Origin of the sequence: Streptomyces sp. NPDC005761 (assembly GCF_040630635.1) — a bacterium.
Taxonomy (GTDB): Bacteria; Actinomycetota; Actinomycetes; order Streptomycetales; family Streptomycetaceae; genus Streptomyces.
Map to the genome: position 1 here is coordinate 127,793 of NZ_JBEXXX010000008.1, position 18,831 is coordinate 146,623.

General features: G+C 71.5%; 10 protein-coding genes and 1 pseudogene. 10 read left to right on the forward strand and 1 reads right to left on the reverse strand.

Annotated features, from left to right (window positions below):
* Positions 1 to 176 precede the first annotated feature (176 nt).
* A pseudogene (locus tag ABZ434_RS10615) lies at positions 177 to 512 on the forward strand (Rv3654c family TadE-like protein); the annotation flags it as partial.
* 102 nt (positions 513 to 614) lie between these two features.
* Here ABZ434_RS10615 and ABZ434_RS10620 read toward each other — a convergent pair.
* Positions 615 to 3,128: a DEAD/DEAH box helicase gene (locus tag ABZ434_RS10620; RefSeq protein WP_359133944.1), complete on the reverse strand. Its 2,514-nt coding sequence runs from the start codon at positions 3,126 to 3,128 to the stop codon at positions 615 to 617.
* A gap of 78 nt (positions 3,129 to 3,206) precedes the next feature.
* Between ABZ434_RS10620 and ABZ434_RS10625 the strand changes: the two genes are divergently transcribed.
* The 9 genes from ABZ434_RS10625 (at position 3,207) to ABZ434_RS10665 (ending at position 18,689) form a co-directional block, all read left to right on the forward strand.
* Entirely contained in the window at positions 3,207 to 3,560 is a 354-nt protein-coding gene (locus ABZ434_RS10625) for an STAS domain-containing protein (RefSeq protein WP_003967428.1), read from the forward strand.
* Positions 3,561 to 3,971: 411 nt separating this feature from the next.
* On the forward strand, positions 3,972 to 4,448 hold the full coding sequence (locus ABZ434_RS10630; protein WP_359133946.1) for an ATP-binding protein: 477 nt from the start codon (positions 3,972 to 3,974) through the stop codon (positions 4,446 to 4,448).
* 283 nt (positions 4,449 to 4,731) lie between these two features.
* Positions 4,732 to 7,167 carry a sodium-translocating pyrophosphatase gene (locus ABZ434_RS10635; protein ID WP_359133948.1) on the forward strand — a complete coding sequence of 812 codons (2,436 nt, stop codon included), beginning with the start codon at positions 4,732 to 4,734 and terminating at the stop codon, positions 7,165 to 7,167.
* 271 nt (positions 7,168 to 7,438) lie between these two features.
* Positions 7,439 to 8,065, forward strand: a complete 627-nt coding sequence (locus ABZ434_RS10640) for a small secreted protein (protein ID WP_359133951.1) — start codon at positions 7,439 to 7,441, stop codon at positions 8,063 to 8,065.
* Positions 8,066 to 8,145: 80 nt separating this feature from the next.
* Complete coding sequence (locus ABZ434_RS10645) at positions 8,146 to 9,672, forward strand: class I SAM-dependent methyltransferase (protein WP_359133954.1); 1,527 nt, start codon at positions 8,146 to 8,148, stop codon at positions 9,670 to 9,672.
* 672 nt (positions 9,673 to 10,344) lie between these two features.
* A complete protein-coding gene (locus tag ABZ434_RS10650) occupies positions 10,345 to 10,542 on the forward strand; it encodes a hypothetical protein (protein WP_359133956.1) in 198 nt (65 codons plus the stop codon).
* Between the two features lie 313 nt (positions 10,543 to 10,855).
* Positions 10,856 to 13,720: a type I DNA topoisomerase gene (topA, locus tag ABZ434_RS10655; RefSeq protein WP_359133958.1), complete on the forward strand. Its 2,865-nt coding sequence runs from the start codon at positions 10,856 to 10,858 to the stop codon at positions 13,718 to 13,720.
* Between the two features lie 300 nt (positions 13,721 to 14,020).
* Complete coding sequence (gene tmk, locus ABZ434_RS10660; protein WP_359133960.1) at positions 14,021 to 17,254, forward strand: dTMP kinase; 3,234 nt, start codon at positions 14,021 to 14,023, stop codon at positions 17,252 to 17,254.
* A gap of 229 nt (positions 17,255 to 17,483) precedes the next feature.
* Positions 17,484 to 18,689: a DNA polymerase III subunit delta' gene (locus ABZ434_RS10665; RefSeq protein ID WP_359133962.1), complete on the forward strand. Its 1,206-nt coding sequence runs from the start codon at positions 17,484 to 17,486 to the stop codon at positions 18,687 to 18,689.
* Positions 18,690 to 18,831 lie beyond the last annotated feature (142 nt).

Genomic DNA, 18,831 nt, shown 5'->3' on the forward strand with positions numbered 1-18,831 from the left:
GGCGCGGCGGGGGTCGAGGGCGCGGCGGGGGTCGAGGGCGCGGCGGGGGTCGAGGGCGCGGCGGGGGTCGAGGGCACGGCCAGGGTCGAGGGCACCGCGGTGGCTGAGAGTAGGGCGGGGGTGGCGTCGTGACGGTGTGGCCCGGTCCTCGTAGACCGGCCCCGGGGCCGGTCCGGATGCGGGTGTGCGGGACGCGGCGGGACCAGGGGCTGGCGACCGTGTGGGCGGCGGTGACCACAGCGACGCTGTGCGCGGTCTTCGCAGTGGTCCTGGCTCTCGGTCAAGTGGTGGCGGTCCGGCACCGGGCCGGAGGTGCGGCCGACCTGGCAGCACTGGCCGCGGCCGACCGTGCTCTGGAGGGATCCGCTGCTGCCTGCCGGTCGGCCCGGATGGTGGCAGCGGCGCAGGGGGCGCAAGTGGTGCGGTGCACCGTTCAGGGGGAGATCGCCGATGTGACGGCCCGAGTACGGCGGGGGCCGTACGCGCCCGAGGTCAGGTCCCGGGCCGGCCCGTCGGCGGCGGGGCCCACCGGGCCGCTCGGACCTGCCGAGAGCCCGGCGCTTGTGGGGAGTGCCGTTGTCCCGCCGGCGGGCCTGCTGGCCCCGGGAACGGGACTATTGCGACGAGCCGGGTTCCTCCGCGGGAGCCGGTACCTCCCTGGAGTCCGCCGCGCCAGGATCGTGCGGGGCGGACCGGAGGAGTTCCGTGAGCAGGCGGATGGCTCCCCGTTTGTGCAGGGGGTCATTGCCGTTGCCGCATTTGGGGGACTGGATGCACGACGGGCAGCCCGCTTCGCACTCGCAGGACGCGATCGCCTGGCGGGTGGCGGTCAGCCAGGCGCGGGCGGTGTGGAAGGCGCGTTCGGCGAAGCCGGCGCCGCCGGGATGGCCGTCGTACACGAAGACGGTCGGCAGCAGAGTGTCCGGATGCAGCGGGACCGAGACACCGCCGATGTCCCAGCGGTCGCAGGTGGCGAAGAGCGGCAGCATCCCGATCGACGCGTGCTCGGCGGCGTGCAGGGCGCCGCCCAGGATCTCCGGGTTGATCCGGGCCGCGTCGAGCTGGTCCTGGGTCACGGTCCACCACACGGCACGGGTGCGCAGGGTGCGGGGTGGAAGGTCCAGTTTGGTCTCGCCGAGCACCTCGCCGGTGATCAGTTTGCGACGGAGGAAGGAGACGACCTGATTGGTCACTTCGACGGAGCCGTAGCAGAGCCGCCCGTCCCCCCAGGGGATCTCGGTTTCGGTGTCCAGGACGGCGATGGCTGTGGTGTCGCGTGCGGTCGTCGAGTACGGCGGACCAGCTTCCTCGACCAGCGCGACAGAGTCCTCCAGATCCAGTTTCCGGACCAGATAGGTGCGGCCCTGGTGGAGGTGGACGGCGCCCTCGTGGACGGCCGTGTGCGCGGCGGACTCGTCGACCGTGCCCAGCAGCCTCCCGGTGCCCTCCTCGACGATCTGGACGGGGCGGCCGCCCTCTCCCCGGATGTCGGTGAGGTCCGCGGCGCGCTCGCGCCGGGTCCAGTGCCAGCCCGACGTCCGCTTGCGGAGCAGCTTCGCGGCTTCCAGCTGTGGCAGCAGCTCGGCCACGGCGGGGCCGAAGAGGGCCAGGTCCGATGCGGTGAGCGGCAGCTCCGCGGCGGCGGCGCACAGGTGGGGAGCCAGGACGTACGGGTTGTCCGGGTCGAGGACGGTCGACTCCACGGGCTGCTGGAACAGCGCTTCGGGATGGTGGACCAGGAAGGTGTCCAGCGGGTCGTCGCGGGCCACCAGGATGGCGAGGGCGCCCTGCCCGGCCCGGCCGGCGCGGCCGGCCTGCTGCCACAGCGAAGCTCTGGTGCCGGGATAACCCGCGATGACGACGGCGTCCAGGCCGGAGACGTCGATGCCGAGTTCGAGGGCGGTCGTGGCGGCCAGGCCGAGCAGGCTGCCGGAGTGCAGTGCGCGTTCCAGGGCGCGGCGTTCCTCGGGGAGGTAGCCCCCGCGATAGGCGGCGACTCTCGCGGGCAGGGACCGGTCGACCTCGGCGAGGCGTTCCTTCGCGATGACGGAGATGAGCTCGGCGCCACGCCGCGAGCGTACGAACGCGACGGAGCGCACGCCCTGCACGGTCAGGTCGGTGAGCAGGTCAGCGGTCTCGGCGGTTGCGGTACGGCGTACGGGAGCGCCCTTCTCGCCGGACAGCTCGGTCAGGGGCGGCTCCCACAGGGCGAAGACCAGTTCGCCGCGCGGGGAGGCGTCGTCGGCGACCTCGGTGACCGTGAGGCCGGTGAGACGGCCGGCCGCGACCGAGGGCTCCGCGGCGGTGGCGGAGGCGAGGAGGAAGACGGGATCGGCGCCGTAGCGGGCGCACAGGCGGCGGAGCCGGCGCACCACCTGGGCGACGTGCGAGCCGAAGACGCCGCGGTAGGTGTGGCACTCGTCGATGACGACGTAGCGCAGGGCACGCAGGAAGGAGGACCAGCGCGGATGGGACGGGAGTATCCCGCGGTGCAGCATGTCGGGATTCGTGAGGACGTAGTTGGCGTACTGGCGCACCCATTCGCGTTCTTCGACCGGGGTGTCGCCGTCGTAGACGGCCGGCCGGATCCCGTTGCCCAGCGGAGCCGCCAGTTCCCTCACCGAGCGCCGCTGATCTGCTGCCAGGGCCTTGGTGGGGGAGAGGTAGAGGGCGGTCGCCCCGCGGCCGTTGGGGGCTTCGGAGCCGTCCAGGAGGGCGCTGAGGACCGGGGCGAGATAGGCCAGCGACTTGCCGGACGCCGTGCCGGTGGCGATCACGACCGACTCCCCGTCCAGAGCGTGCTCTGCCGCGGCGGCCTGATGGGCCCAGGGGTGATCGATTCCGGCCTTCTGGATGGCGGAGATCACTTCCGGACGGATGCGATCGGGCCAGATGGCATGGGTTCCCGTACGCGGGGGCAAGTGCTCCGTATGAGTGATGCGCGCGGACCGGCCCGCCCCTGCGGCGAGCCGGTCGAGGACCACGTCGGGAGAGGGGCGGGAGCCCTCGCTCTCGGGCGGTCTGCTGGGGCGGTGATTCTTGGCCATCGGCACCGAGTGTGTCACTGGCGAGACGGACAATGGTCCCAAGGCGTCGTGCATGGCTGCCCGTAAGTGATTGAATGCCATCGCGGCTGGCGATCCGTCCCCTGGCTCCGCCGGGGAGACCGAGGGGCGACCGCTCGATAGCAAGGTGCTGGAGGATCCGTGGACCTGTCCTTGTCGACTCGCAATGTGTCCGGCCCTGGTGGCGACCGTACGGTCGTCGAGGTCGGTGGCGAGATTGATGTGTATACCGCGCCCAAGCTGCGCGAGCAGTTGGTCGAGTTGGTGAATGACGGCAGCTACCACTTGGTTGTCGACATGGAAGGCGTCGATTTCCTCGACTCCACCGGCCTCGGCGTGCTCGTGGGCGGCTTGAAGCGTGTGCGGGCCCATGAGGGCTCGTTGCGACTGGTGTGCAACCAGGAGCGCATTCTCAAGATTTTCCGGATCACCGGTCTGACCAAGGTGTTCCCCATCCACACCACGGTCGACGAGGCCGTGGCGGCAACCGACTGACGTTCCGCCCGCGGCCGGACCGGCTCTGAGCCGGTCCGGCGGTGGTCGGGGCCGAGGTGGTTCCGCTTCCGGTCGACGGGGGCGACGGTGGCCGTTCTTCGGTGGCCGGTGATCTCGGCGGCTGGTGTGGGGCATCCTTCCGTCACTCGTTCGGCGGTCTGCGGCTGATATTCATCTGCCAGCGCAGTCGGCCGTTCGCCGCGCGGTCGGATCGGCTGTCCGACGGTTGTCGGGCGGCCGGCGATCGCCGAACGGAGACCGGGCGTCGTCCGTCGGCCGGAAGGCTGGGGGCGCCGTCGCGCCGGCAGGCCTGCGAGCCGGCCGGTCAGCGGCTTTCGCAGACAGAGCGCAGGTACCGGGCCGCGTGCCCGGCTCCTGCGGATGCAGTTACGTACGTTCGAGGGGGATCGCATGGCCACCGTTGAACTCCGCTTCAGCGCCCAGCCCGAACACGTCAGAACGGCTCGCCTCGTGGCGGCTGCCGTGGCGCGCCGGGCCGGGGTCGACGAAGCCGTGCTCGACGAGGTCAGGCTCGCCGTGGGCGAGGCCTGCAGCCGCGCGGTCGGGCTGCACCGCAGCCACGGCATCACGGCGCCCGTCACGGTCGTCCTGATCGAGGACGAGAAGTCCTTCTCCATCGAGGTCGGGGACGAGGTGCCCGGCCCGGGTGCCGACGGTTCGGTGCCCGGTGGTGTCTCCGGACGCCGCGACGCCGCGCCCGGCGTGGGACCCGACGAACCGGAACCGGATGCCGAAGGCGACGGCGAGGACGAGATGGGCCTCGCGGTCATCAGCGGTCTGGTCGACGACGTGGAGGTCAGGTCCGGTGCGGATGGCGGAGTGATCCGCATGAGCTGGCCGAAGACGCCCGCCACCGTCCTTCCCTGAGGCGGCTCGGTCCCGGGGTGGTTCGACCACCCCGACGGCGTAGTCGGCCACCCCCGCATCCAGATTTCCGAGGCCCTGCTGAGCAGGGCCTTTTTCGTTTCTGCCCGGCCGGTGATCTTCCGGCAATGCGTCTGCCCCATTACTGCATTTGGTCCACGCGGAGAACTCGATCAATTGCCGTTCGGTGGATGAAGGGCAATTGCATTTACCGCGCACTGTTTTGATCGTGTTCCGCTCCCTACAATCCGTCCACGTCTTGAGCGCTGAGCGTCAAGGAGGACGTATGGCGGGGTTCGGCACCACACCACTGGCAGAACTGACGCAGTTTTCCGCACTTTCCGACCCACCCACCACTCTCGCGGCCGCGGTACTCACCGATGACAACCGCGTCATCGTGATCGTTGTCGCGGTCGTCGCTGTCGCCGCACTGATCGTCGCCCAGCTGCTGGTACGCCAGGTGCTGGCGGCTGGCGAGGGTACCGAGCGCATGAAGGAGATCGCGGCGGCGGTCCAGGAGGGCGCGAATGCCTATCTGGCCCGGCAACTGCGCACGGTCGGCGTGTTCGCCGTCGTCGTCTTCTTTCTGCTTCTGCTGCTCCCGGCCGACAACTGGTCGCAGCGTGCCGGCCGTTCGGTGTTCTTCCTGGTGGGCGCGCTTTTCTCGGCAGCCACTGGGTACATCGGCATGCGGCTGGCCGTACGGAGCAATGTCCGGGTGGCGGCCGCCGCACGTGAGGCGACCCCCGCGGAAGGCGAACCGGAAAAGGATCTCACTGCGGTTTCCCACAAAGCGACGAAGATCGCTTTCCGTACGGGCGGCGTGGTGGGCATGATCACGGTGGGGCTGGGGCTCCTGGGCGCCTCCTGCGTGGTCCTCGTCTACGCCGCCGACGCGCCGAAGGTGCTGGAGGGTTTCGGCCTCGGTGCGGCGCTGATCGCGATGTTCATGAGGGTCGGCGGGGGCATCTTCACCAAGGCGGCCGACGTCGGTGCCGACCTGGTCGGCAAGGTGGAGCAGGGCATCCCGGAGGACGACCCCCGCAACGCCGCCACCATCGCCGACAACGTGGGCGACAACGTCGGTGACTGCGCGGGCATGGCGGCCGATCTCTTCGAGTCGTATGCCGTCACACTGGTTGCCGCGCTCATCCTCGGCAAGGCCGCCTTCGGTGATGCGGGGCTGGCCTTCCCGCTGATCGTGCCGGCGATCGGCGTGGTCACCGCGATGATCGGGATCTTCGCGGTTGCCCCGCGGCGCACCGACCGAAGCGGAATGACCGCCATCAACCGCGGATTCTTCATCTCCGCAGTCGTCTCGCTCGTACTGGTGGCCGTCGCGGTCTTCGTCTACCTGCCGTCCTCGTACGCGGAACTGGACGGGGTCACCGACGCGTCCGTCACCTCGCACGGCGGGGACCCGCGGGTCTTCGCGCTGGTCGCCGTCGCCATCGGCATCGTGCTGGCAGCCCTGATCCAGCAGCTGACCGGCTACTTCACCGAGACCAGCCGGCGCCCCGTCAGGGACATCGGCAAGTCCTCACTGACCGGACCGGCGACCGTTGTGCTCGCCGGTATCTCCATCGGCCTGGAATCCGCCGTCTACACCGCGCTGCTGATCGGGCTCGGCGTCTACGGGGCGTTCCTGCTGGGCGGTACGTCGATCATGCTGGCGCTGTTCGCGGTGGCGCTGGCCGGAACCGGGCTGCTCACCACCGTCGGTGTCATCGTCGCCATGGACACCTTCGGTCCGGTCTCCGACAACGCGCAGGGCATCGCGGAGATGTCCGGTGACGTGACCGGCGCCGGCGCGCAGGTCCTCACCGACCTGGACGCCGTGGGCAACACCACCAAGGCCATCACCAAGGGAATCGCCATCGCCACGGCCGTTCTGGCGGCAGCGGCGCTCTTCGGCTCCTACCGGGACGCGATCGCCACCGCGGTCGACGACGTCGGCGCCTCGGCCGGGGAGATGGGGCTGAGCCTGGACATCTCCCAGCCCAACAACCTGGTCGGGCTCATCCTCGGGGCCGCAGTGGTCTTCCTCTTCTCCGGCCTGGCCATCAACGCGGTGTCCCGGTCCGCGGGTGCCGTGGTCTACGAGGTGCGGCGGCAGTTCCGCGAGCACCCCGGGATCATGGACTACACCGAGAAGCCGGAGTACGGGCGCGTCGTCGACATCTGCACCAAGGACGCGCTGCGCGAGCTGGCCACCCCCGGGCTGCTGGCGGTGCTGGCGCCGATCGCGGTCGGCTTCACCTTCGGTGTCGGAGCACTCGGCTCCTATCTGGCGGGAGCGATCGGCACCGGGACGCTGATGGCCGTCTTCCTCGCCAACTCCGGCGGTGCATGGGACAACGCCAAGAAACTCGTCGAGGACGGCCATCACGGCGGCAAGGGCAGTGAGGCCCATGCCGCGACCGTCATCGGTGACACGGTCGGCGATCCGTTCAAGGACACGGCCGGGCCGGCGATCAACCCCCTGCTCAAGGTGATGAACCTGGTGGCGCTCCTCATCGCACCCGCGGTGGTGCAGTTCAGCTACGGCGAGGACGCGAGCGCGGGGGTGCGTGCGGTGGTGGCCGTGCTGGCCATCGCTGTCATCGTCGGCGCGGTCTACGTCTCCAAGAGGCGGGGCATCGCGGTGGGCGACGAGGGCGGTTCCGACGGCGGGGACGGGGAGGGCACGGCCAGGCCGGCCGACCCGGCAGCCGCTCAGTGAGTCGGACGCAGTAGGGCGTACGCCGCCGCTGGGCGACGCCACATCAGAAGACGGGCGGGCACGGCATCCTGATGTCGTGTCCGCCCGTCCGCACGAGTGGTGGATCGGTCAGGTGTTCTCATGCCCGGGGGCCGTGCGGGTGAGTTGTATCTCCCTCATTTCCCTTGGTGCAAATGGCTGCAAAAGGCCATCTGCCGGACGCCCGGCACCCGGATGGAGGGCGTTCGGCGTGTAAGTTCCGGGGCCGAGAGCCTTGGAAGGGACCAATCCGGTGAACAAGAAGCTTGCGGCCGCACTGTCCGGCGGTGCGGTACTGGTACTTACGCTGTCAGGCTGCAGCGACGACAGCGACGACAAGGTGAACGACTGGGCCAAGAAGGTCTGTGACCAGGTCCAGCCCCAGCTGCAGAAGATCGCGAACGCCAACGCCTCGATCCAGCAGCAGACTGCCGACAACAGCAAGCCCGCCGACGTCCAGAAGACCGACTCGGCCGCCTTCCAGCAGATCTCGCAGGCGTACAAGGCGCTGGGCACGGCCGTCGACTCGGCGGGTCCGCCGCCGGTCGACGACGGCGAGACGACGCAGAAGGAGGCGGTGAAGGAGCTCAACGCCTCCTCCGTGGCCTACGCGAATCTGCAGAAGAAGGTCGACGACCTGGACACTAAGGACCAGGCGAAGTTCGCCGACGGCCTCAAGGGCATCGCCGACGAGCTGAACAAGATCAGCACCAACGGCGACCAGGCGCTGAAGAAGCTCCAGTCCGGCGAGGTCGGTGCCGCGATGGCCAAGCAGAAGGGCTGTCAGAAGCCGACGGCCTCGGCGCCGCCCTCGGCCGATGCGTCGAAGGCGGCGACGCCGTCCAAGGAGGCGTCCGCCTCGCCCAGCAAGAAGTCGTAGCGGGTCCGCGAGCGGCCCGGCGCCCCTCGCGGGACGCCGGGCCGCTGCCGTTGTCAGTGCGAACCGTCACAATGGTGCACGTGAGTAAGACCAGTCTTCCCGCAGCAGACCACGCGACCCGGCTCCGCGAAGCCCTGCTCGCCGCCGCCTTCACCGCCGACGGGCTCCTCGACCTGCTCGGCGCACCCGCCTACGCCGCGCTCGCCCGCAGCGAGACGGTCCCGGCGCTGCGGGCCACCCGGGGTGACGCCCCGCTCGACACGCTCGTGCGCCTCTTCCTTCTCCAGCGCCCGGTTCCCGCCGGGCGGGCAGCCGCCGTACTGCCGCTGGCGGAGTGCGTGGCGGACGGCTGGCTGACCGAGTCGGACGGCCAGGTACGGGCGACGGTCGACGTGCGGCCGTACGGCGGTCCGGAGGGCCAGGACTGGTTCATCGTCTCCGACCTGGGCTGTGCGGTGGGCGGCGCGGGCGGGATCGGGTCCCACGAGGAGGGCGTCGTCCTCGGGATCGGCGGGGCCTCGACCACCCTCGCCGGGATCACCGTCCGCCGGTCCGTCGGCTCCGCCCTGGACGTCGGTACGGGCTCCGGCATCCAGGCACTGCACGCCGCGCAGCACGCGACCCGGGTCACCGCCACCGACCTCAACCCACGGGCCCTCGACTTCACCCGGCTGACCCTCGCCCTGTCCGGTGCCGCCCCGGCCGAGCTGCGTGAGGGTTCGCTGTACGAGCCCGTCGGCACCGAGACGTACGACCTCATCGTCTCCAATCCGCCCTTCGTCATCTCGCCCGGCGCCCGTCTCACCTACCGCGACGGCGGCATGGCCGGCGACGACCTGTGCCGGACCCTGGTGCAGCAGACCGGCGACCGGCTCAACGAGGGCGGCTACGCCCACTTCCTGGCCAACTGGCAGCACACGGAGGGCGAGGAGTGGCAGGACCGGCTCCGGTCCTGGGTTCCCTACGGCTGCGATGCCTGGATCGTGCAGCGCGAGGTGCAGGACGTGACGCAGTACGCCGAGTTGTGGCTGCGCGACAGCGGGGACCACCGGACGGACCCCGCGGAGTACGCCGCGCGGTACGACGCCTGGCTCGACGAGTTCGAGGCCCACGGCACGAAGGGGGTCGGCTTCGGCTGGATCACCCTCCGGAAGTCCGCCGCGGCCGCCGCCGGCGAACCCTCGATCGTCATCGAGGAGTGGCCGCACGCGGTGGAGCAGCCGCTGGGACCGGCCATCGAGGCGCACTTCGTCCGCCAGGACTACCTGCGGGAGCAGGATGACGCGGGGCTGCTGGCCGCACACTTCACACTCGCCACCGAGGTGGTCCAGGAGCAGGTGGGCCTGCCCGGGGCCGAGGATCCCGAGCACGTGGTGCTGCGTCAGAACCGCGGTATGCGACGTGCGACGAAGGTCGACGCGGTCGGTGCCGGGTTCGCCGGTGTGTGTGACGGGTCGCTGCCCGCCGGCCGGATCCTGGACGCGATCGCCCAGTTGATGAACGAGGACCCGGTGCTGCTGCGCGATCGCACCCCGCAGGCCATCCGGTTGCTGGTCGAGGAGGGCTTTCTGGAGCCCTTGCCCCCGGCCGGTCCGATGGCCGGATGATCTGGAGCCCGTCGTCTGAATCGTGCCGGTCTCGCGGTGGCCGGCACGTCCGTCCGCGGGGGGTGCCGTCCGTCGCCAATGCTCCCGGACCGGGCTCCACTCCGGGCTGCCGGGCTCTGCCATATGTAGGGAGCGGCCTCGTCACCAGCGCCTGCGCAGGCGCTGTGGCCCTGCCGGTGGGCCGTCTCCGGATTCCGTTTGGGTACTGCCCGAATCGGCGGGGAACGGACGCGCACCGTCGGAGGCGTCCTGCCGTTGACGCATGCGGCTGATGCGGCTGATGCGGCTGATGCGGCTGATGCGGCAGGGGAGTTGTCGGCAGACGCGCAGGCCCCGGCGGCCGGGCGCTCGCCGCGGACCGCGCGACAGGAACGGGTACGTGCTGCTCACCCCGTACTGCTGGCAGCGTTCGAACGCGGCGGCAGGCGGCCGGCGCTCCTCGCCGGGATGTGAATTCGGCCATGGTTCCGCCCCAGCGCGGCGACGTGCTCACCGTGAAGTGGCACCTGGCGTGCGCGGTGTCGTGCCCACCTCGACGCCTCCGCCACGGCCCGACTGTTCATCCGGAGTTCGCGTCCGAGACGTTCCGCAGTGGAAGCCTCCCCCGAGCCGGGCAGCACCGGGCGGGCAGACCGTGCCGGGCCGCGCCGGGGGACAGGGAGGCGTACGGGTATGGAGAGCGGACCTGCTGTCCTCGCCGGAACGGTGTTCGCACTGTTCGGCGCCGCGCTGCTGCTCTGGACGGGGGCGCGCGTGCTACACCGTGCGCCGGTGGCGCACGGGGTGAGCCCCGCCGTTTCCACCGCACTCGCGACCGTGTTCGGCGTACTTTTCCTCCTCCTCGGGGTGTGGTGCCTCACCCGCGTCTGAGCCGGATCCGCCATCGGTCCGCCCGCGCCCACCCCCGGAACACGCCCGGGCTGCCGGCCCTCGGGGCTCCACGTCCGCAGGGCGGCCACAGCGCCGCCGAAACCCGCAGGCAGGGGCCGTGCCGACGGCGGGCCGAGCGGGCCGGGCGGCAGGAATGGCGGAAGTCGGGTTACCGTTCGAGTGGCCGTTGCGGGCTTTTGCCGTTTGACACGGGGGCGGGTTGTACCGTCACACTCCGCAGCGACAGCACTGTCGGCAGCGCCATCGCGCTGCCCTGATGCCCACCGAGCGTCGACCGGAGAGAAGAGCGAAGTTGTCCCCGACCAGCGAGACCGCACAGGGCGGCCGCCGACTCGTCATCGTCGAGTCGCCTGCCAAGGCGAAGACGATCAAGGGCTATCTCGGCCCCGGATACGTCGTCGAGGCGAGCGTCGGGCACATCCGCGACCTCCCGAACGGCGCCGCCGAGGTGCCGGACGAGTACACCGGCGAGGTACGCCGTCTCGGCGTCGACGTCGAAAACGACTTCCAGCCGATCTATGTCGTCAACGCCGACAAGAAGGCCCAGGTCAGAAAGCTCAAGCAGCTTCTGGCCGAGTCCGACGAACTCTTCCTCGCCACCGATGAGGACCGCGAGGGCGAAGCCATCGCGTGGCACCTGCAGGAAGTGCTCAGGCCCAAGGTCCCGGTCCACCGGATGGTCTTCCACGAGATCACCAAGGACGCGATCCGGGCAGCCGTCGCCAACCCGCGCGAGCTCAACCAGCGCATGGTCGACGCGCAGGAGACCCGCCGTATCCTCGACCGGCTCTACGGCTACGAGGTCTCGCCGGTCCTGTGGAAGAAGGTCATGCCGCGGCTTTCGGCCGGCCGCGTCCAGTCCGTGGCCACCCGCCTCGTCGTCGAGCGGGAGCGCGAGCGCATCGCCTTCCGTTCCGCCGAGTACTGGGACCTGACCGGCACCTTCGCCACCGGTCGCACCGGGGATGCCTCCGACCCCTCGACGCTCACGGCCCGCCTCAGCGCGGTCGACGGGCGCCGCATCGCGCAGGGCCGTGACTTCGGTCCTGACGGGCAGCTCAAGGCCGGCTCCGCCCAGACCCTCCACCTGGACGAGACGAACGCCCGGGCCCTGGCCGCCGCGCTCGCCGACTCCGCATTCGCCGTGCGGTCCGTCGAGTCGAAGCCGTACCGACGCTCCCCGTACGCCCCCTTCCGTACGACGACCCTCCAGCAGGAGGCGAGCCGGAAGCTGGGCTTCGGGGCGAAGGCCACCATGCAGGTCGCGCAGAAGCTGTACGAGAACGGCTTCATCACCTACATGCGTACCGACTCCACGACCCTCTCGGACACCGCGATCTCCGCGGCCCGGGCGCAGGTCACGCAGTTGTACGGGGCGAATTACCTCCCGGACAAGCCCCGCACGTACGCCGGCAAGGTCAAGAACGCGCAGGAGGCGCACGAGGCGATCCGCCCCTCCGGCGACCGCTTCCGCACCCCTGCCGAGACCGGCCTCACCGGCGACCAGTTCCGGCTCTACGAGCTGATCTGGAAGCGGACCGTCGCCTCCCAGATGAAGGACGCGGTCGGTAACTCCGTCACCGTCAAGATCGGCGGCCGGGCGAGCGACGGGCGCGACGCCGAGTTCTCCGCGTCCGGCAAGACGATCACCTTCCACGGCTTCATGAAGGCGTACGTCGAAGGCGCCGACGACCCGAATGCCGAGCTCGACGACCGCGAGCGCCGGCTGCCGCAGGTCGCCGAGGGCGACGCGCTGTCCGCCGACGAGATCACCGTCGACGGTCACGCGACCAAGCCGCCGGCCCGCTACACCGAGGCCTCGCTGGTCAAGGAGCTCGAGGAGCGCGAGATCGGCCGCCCGTCGACGTACGCCTCGATCATCGGGACGATCCTCGACCGCGGCTACGTGTTCAAGAAGGGCACGGCGCTCGTCCCGTCGTTCCTCTCGTTCGCCGTGGTCAACCTGCTGGAGAAGCACTTCGGCCGGCTCGTGGACTACGACTTCACGGCACGCATGGAGGACGACCTCGACCGCATCGCGCGGGGCGAGGCGCAGTCCGTGCCGTGGCTGAAGCGCTTCTACTTCGGTGCGCAGGAGGGTGACGACGCGGCCGGTGCCGGGAAGGCCTCCGACGCGGGCAACGGCGACGGCGACCACCTCGGCGGGCTCAAGGAGCTCGTCACGGACCTCGGTGCCATCGACGCGCGGGAGATCTCCTCGTTCCCGGTAGGCAACGACATCAAGCTCCGGGTCGGCCGGTACGGCCCGTACATCGAACGCGGCGAGAAGGACTCCGAGGGCCACCAGCGCGCGGACGTTCCCGAGGACCTGGCGCCCGACGAGCTGTCCGTCGAGTACGCGGAGGAACTGCTGGCCAAGCCCAGCGGCGACTTCGAGCTGGGTGCGGACCCGGTGAGCGGGAACCAGATCATCGCCAAGGACGGGCGCTACGGTCCGTACGTCACCGAGGTGCTGCCCGAGGGCACTCCGAAGACCGGCAAGAACGCGGTGAAGCCGCGGACCGCTTCGCTGTTCAAGTCCATGTCGCTCGACACGGTGACGCTGGCCGACGCGCTGAAGCTGATGTCGCTGCCGCGCGTCGTGGGCGAGGACGCCGAGGGCGTGGAGATCACCGCGCAGAACGGCCGCTACGGCCCGTACCTGAAGAAGGGCACGGACTCGAGGTCGCTGACCTCCGAGGACCAGCTCTTCGACATCACGCTCGAAGAGGCCCTCGCCATCTACGCCCAGCCCAAGCAGCGTGGGCGGGCCGCCGCCAAGCCGCCGCTGAAGGAACTGGGGACGGACCCGGTGAGCGGTGCTCCGGTCGTCGTCAAGGACGGGCGCTTCGGCGCGTACGTCACCGACGGCGAGACGAACGCCACGCTGCGGACCGACGACAGCGTCGAGGAGATCACGCCGGAGCGCGGCTACGAGCTGCTCGCCGAAAAGCGTGCCAAGGGGCCCGCCAAGAAGAAGACGGCGAAGAAGGCTCCGGCGAAGAAGGCGACCGCCAAGAAGGCGACCGCAGCGAAGAAGACCGCGACGGCTGCGAAGAAGACCGCGGCCAAGACGACGACGGCTGCGGCGAAGAAGGCTCCGGCGAAGAAGGCGACCGCGAAGAAGGCGGCTTCCGCGGCGTCTGCGGAGGACTGACCGTACCGGGGCCCGAGGTCCTGAACGCCGGAGGGGCTGGACTGGTGTCCAGCCCCTCCGGCGTTGCCGCTTTGTGGGGGCGGGCGGGGGCGCCCGAGGCGGGCTTGTCCCCTACCCGCCCGTTCCCGAAACCCGGGTCTCCACCCCCGGACCCCCGCACCTCAAACGCAGGAGGCCCTGGAAAAAGCGGGTGGTCGGGCCGCGTGGGGCGGGGCCGGAGGCGGGGGCGGGGCGGGGGGCTGCGGTCGTATGTTCGGACGCGGCCCCCGGGCACCGGCCGGCTCCCGATAGGCTGGGCGGATGACGCGAGCCGAGCAGCCAACGGTCGTGAGCCCCACCTCCGACACACTTGCCGCAGACTCACGCGAGCGCGCCGTACGAGCACTGTTGCGTATTCCCCCGCTGAAGCGGTTGTGGAGCGCCCAGCTCGTCGGCAGTACCGGCGATGCACTCGCCCTTCTCGTGCTGGTGTTGCTGTCGCTGCAAGCGGCGGTCCTTGAGGGCTCATTCGGATCCGGATACCGCGGGGCGGCCTTCGCCGTCGCCGCCGTCTTCGGGGCCCGGATTATTTCCACCCTGCTCTTCGGAGCCGTACTCCTGGGGCCGCTGACGACCCTGACGGCGCCAGGAGGGCCGCTCGACCGGCGGTGGCTGATGATCGGCGCCGACGGGCTGCGGCTCGCGCTGCTGGTCGTCGCGCCGCTGTGGATCGACTGGACGCCCGACAACGCGCTCATGATGATCCTCGTCACCGTCTTCGTCACCGGCGCCGGTGAGCGCCTGTGGACGATCGCGAAGGACGGTGCGGCGCCCGCGCTGCTGCCCGCCCCGCCGATCGAGGGCGCCGCGGTGCGCCCGCTGCCGGACCACCTCGACGCACTGCGCCGGCTGTCCCTGCGTACGGATTTCGCCGCCGTTCCCGCCGCCGCGGCCGTTCTGCTGGGCGCCACGCTGATCGGCAATCTGCTGGGCTCGGGCCTGGAGTGGTTCTCCTTCCACCAGGCGGCCCTCGGCTCCTACGTCGCGGCCGGACTGTTCTCCGCCTCCATCTCCACCCTGTACTTCCTGGAACTGCCCGGTACACCGACCCCCCGTCCGCGCTCGCCCCTGGAGGGGCTGCGCCGACCGTCCGCCGGAAGCGGACCGGACAAGGGCCGGACCGGCGCCGTCCCGCTGATCGTCGCGACCTGCGCCGCGGTGGCCGGAGCGATCGCGGCGGCGGCCGCCGTCGCCGTACTGCACGCCGCCGACCTCGGTGGCGGCCCCGCCACCTTCGCCCTGCTGATCCTCGCCCTCACCGGCGGAACGGGCGTCGGCATCCGTACCGCCCAGAAGGTGCTGCCCGCCCTGTCGCGGCGGCGGCTTCTCTCCCTGGCCACCGCCGTCACCGGAGTCGCCCTCCTGGTGATGGGCCTGGTGCCGGACACGGCGACCGTCCTGCTGATCGCGGTGCTCGCCGGATACGCGGCGGGTGTCGCCGCGAACACCGGCCATGTGCTCGTCGACCAGGAGACCGAGGAACTCCGGCAGGCCCGGACCACCGAGCACCTCCAGGCCGTCGTCCGGGTCCTGATCGCGACCGGCGCGGTCGGCGGCCCGCTGGTGGCAGCCGCCATCGGTACCCACCGGCTGACCGCGGGCGACTTCGTCTTCGCACACGGCGGCGCCGCGTTCACCCTGATGCTGATCGGCGCCCTGCTGCTGCCGGTCGCCGCGATCGTCCTCGCGAAGACGGACGACCGCTCCGGTGTGCCGCTCCGCCGTGATCTGCGCGAGGCGCTGCGCGGTGGCGACCCGGCGGTCGCACCCGCCGCGACCGGTTTCTTCCTCGCTCTGGAGGGCGGTGACGGGGCGGGCAAGTCCACTCAGGTCGAGGCGCTCGCCGAGTGGATCCGTGCCAAGGGCCACGAGGTCGTCGTCACCCGTGAACCGGGTGCGACCCCCGTCGGCAAGCGGCTGCGCTCGATCCTGCTCGACGTGTCGTCGGCCGGGCTCTCCAACCGGGCCGAGGCCCTCCTGTACGCCGCCGACCGTGCCGAGCACGTCGACACGGTCGTGCGCCCGGCGCTGGAGCGGGGCGCGATCGTCATCTCCGACCGCTACATCGACTCGTCCGTCGCCTATCAGGGCGCGGGCCGCGATCTTGCCCCGACCGAGATCGCCCGGATCTCGCGCTGGGCGACGAGTGGACTCGTACCGCACCTGACGGTGCTTCTGGATGTCGACCCGCAGACCGCGAGGGAACGGTTCACCGAGGCGCCCGACCGGCTGGAGTCCGAGCCGCCGGAGTTCCACGCCCGGGTGCGCTCCGGCTTCCTGACGCTGGCCGCTGCCGATCCGACGCGCTACCTGGTGGTGGACGCCGGCCAGGAGCCGGAGGCGATCACCACGGTCGTGCGTCACCGGCTCGACCACCTCCTTCCGCTCTCCGAGGCCGAGGTCAAGGCCCGGGAGGAGGCGCGGAAGGCCGCCGAGGAGGAGGCCAGGCGCCTCGCCGAGGAGGAGGCCGCTCGCAAGGCGGAGGAGGAGCGCCTGGAGCGCGAGCGGCAGGAGCAGCTCGCCAGGCTCCGTGCCGAGGAGGAGGAGCGCAAGCGCCGCGAGGAGGAGGAAGCGCGCCGACGCGAGGCCGAACGCCAGGCGGAGGAGGCCCGGCAGCGCGCCGAGGAGGCCCGCCGCGTCGCCGAGGAGGAGCGCGCCCGGGTGGAGGCCGAGGACGCGGCCCGCGAAGCCGAGCAGGCCCGACTGCGCCGCCAGGCGGAGGAGGAGGCCCGGCTGCGCCAGGAGGCCGAGGCCCGGCGTCTGGAGAAGCAGCGCAAGGCGGAGGAGGCCCTGCTCCGGGCCGAGGCCGCACGCCGGCAGGCAGAGGCCGAGGCGGCTGCCGCTGCGGAGAGCGCCCGCGCACGGGAGGCCGCGGCCCAGGCCGAAGCCGATGCGGAGGCCGCCGAGGCCGAGCGGGCCGCGCGTGCGGCCTCGCCGCCCGTGCCGGACAGCGAGCTGACGGTGCCGACGCCGATCGTCAACCCGAACGAGATCACGCAGCCGGTGCCTTCCCCGGTGGATCCGGAGTCCCGTTCCGGCCGGCCCCGCGATGCGTCGCCGTCGGCGCCCTGGCCGTCCGACGAGGCCGAGACGGCGATGATCCCGAAGTTCTCCGACGCGCCGGGACAGCCCGGGGCGGCGGACGAGACTGCGGTCCTTCCGCCGGTACGGGACGAGCGACGGGACACCGGGCGGACCTCCGCACGGGACGCCGATCCCGCCGACCGGGTGCCGCGCGGCATCTTCCGGGACGAGCGGCAGGCGGACTCCGCGCCGGAGGGCGAGAACGAGCGCACCCGCGAGCTGCCGCAGATCACCGACCCGCACGCGGACCGGGACCAGCAGGAGCCGTCCGGCCGGCCGCGGCGCCCGCGCCCGGACTGGGCGGAGGAGACCCCGCTGGACGATCTGCCCACGCTTGCGGACGAGCTGCTCGGCGACCACGGCGACGAGGGCCCCGAGCCTCGGGGCCGGGGGCGCCGTCCGCGTCGCTGACCGGGTACACCGATGGCCCTGCGCGAACAGGCGCAGGGCCATCGGCGTCAGGTCATCCGCCGACCGGGCCCGCCGCCGTCCGTCTGCCTGGATTGTCAGACCCGTCCCCCACAATGGGAAGCCGGATCGACGTACGTCACGGTGACAGCCGTGACGGGAGCACCATGAGCCGCGCCGCCGTTCCACGGAACGGAGGCGCGGCCGCACACCACCGGAAGGGCGGTGACGCATGTCCGTATGGGACGACCTGGTCGGCCAGGACCGCGTGCAGGACCAGCTCGGAGCCGCCGCCCGGGACGCCGACGCGCTGGTCACCGCCCATTCCGCGGGAGAGCCGGTGCCGCCCGGTTCGAAGATGACCAACGCCTGGCTGTTCACCGGCCCCCCCGGCTCCGGCCGGTCCACCGCCGCCCGGGCCTTCGCCGCCGCCTTGCAGTGCACCAGCCCCGACCGTGCCCTGGGCGGGGCGCCGGGCTGCGGCTTCTGCGACGGCTGTCACACGAGCCTCATCGGTACGCATGCCGATGTGGACGTGATCCGTACCGACCTGCTCTCCATCGGTGTGAAGGAGACCCGTGAGCTGGTGCGCCGGGCCCAGCTCTCGCCGGCCGTCGGGCGCTGGCAGGTCATCGTCATGGAGGACGCCGACCGCCTCACCGAGGGGGCGGGCAATGTGCTGCTCAAGGCGGTCGAGGAGCCCGCTCCGCGCACGGTGTGGCTGCTCTGCGCGCCCTCGCTGGAGGACGTGCTGCCCACGATCCGGTCGCGTTGCCGCCATCTCACCCTGCGCACCCCGTCGGTCGAAGCCGTCGCCGATGTCCTGATCCGGCGTGACGGCATCGATCCGGAGCGCGCCGCAGCGGCCGCCCGCGCGACCCAGGGACACATCGGCCGGGCCCGCCGCCTCGCCACCGACGAGCGGGCCCGTGCCCGCAGGGCTGCCGTCCTGAAGCTCCCGCTGCGGGTCGAGGACATCGGCGGCTGCCTCAAGGCCGCCCAGGAGTTGATCGACACCGCCACCGATGACGCCAAGCAGGCCTCCGAGGAGGTCGACGTCAAGGAGACGGAGGACATGAAGGCCGCGCTCGGCGCCTCGGCCGGGGGCCGGATGCCGCGGGGCACCGCGGGGGTGATGAAGGAACTGGAGGACCGGCAGAAGCGCCGCAAGACCCGTACCCAGCGCGACAGCCTCGATCTGGCCCTGACCGAACTGACCGGGTTCTACCGCGATGTGCTGGCCCTGCAGCTGGGTTCCCGGATCGCCATCGCCAACGCGGACGCCCAGGACTCCCTCGACCGCATCGCCCGCTCGTCCACCCCCGAGCGCACTCTGCGCCGGATCGAAGCCGTGAGCGCCTGCCGCCGGGCCCTGGACCGCAATGTGGCGCCGCTGCTCGCGGTGGAGGCGATGACGATGGCGCTGCGGGCGGGCTGAAGCGGCGGCTCCCGGCTGCACGGCGGGGGCTTCCGCCCGGGTCACGGGGATGGCTGCGTGGCGGGGGCTTCCGCCCGATCCACGGTCGTGGCTGCAAGGCGCGACTTCCGCCTGGTTCACGGTCATGGCTGCATGGCAGGGG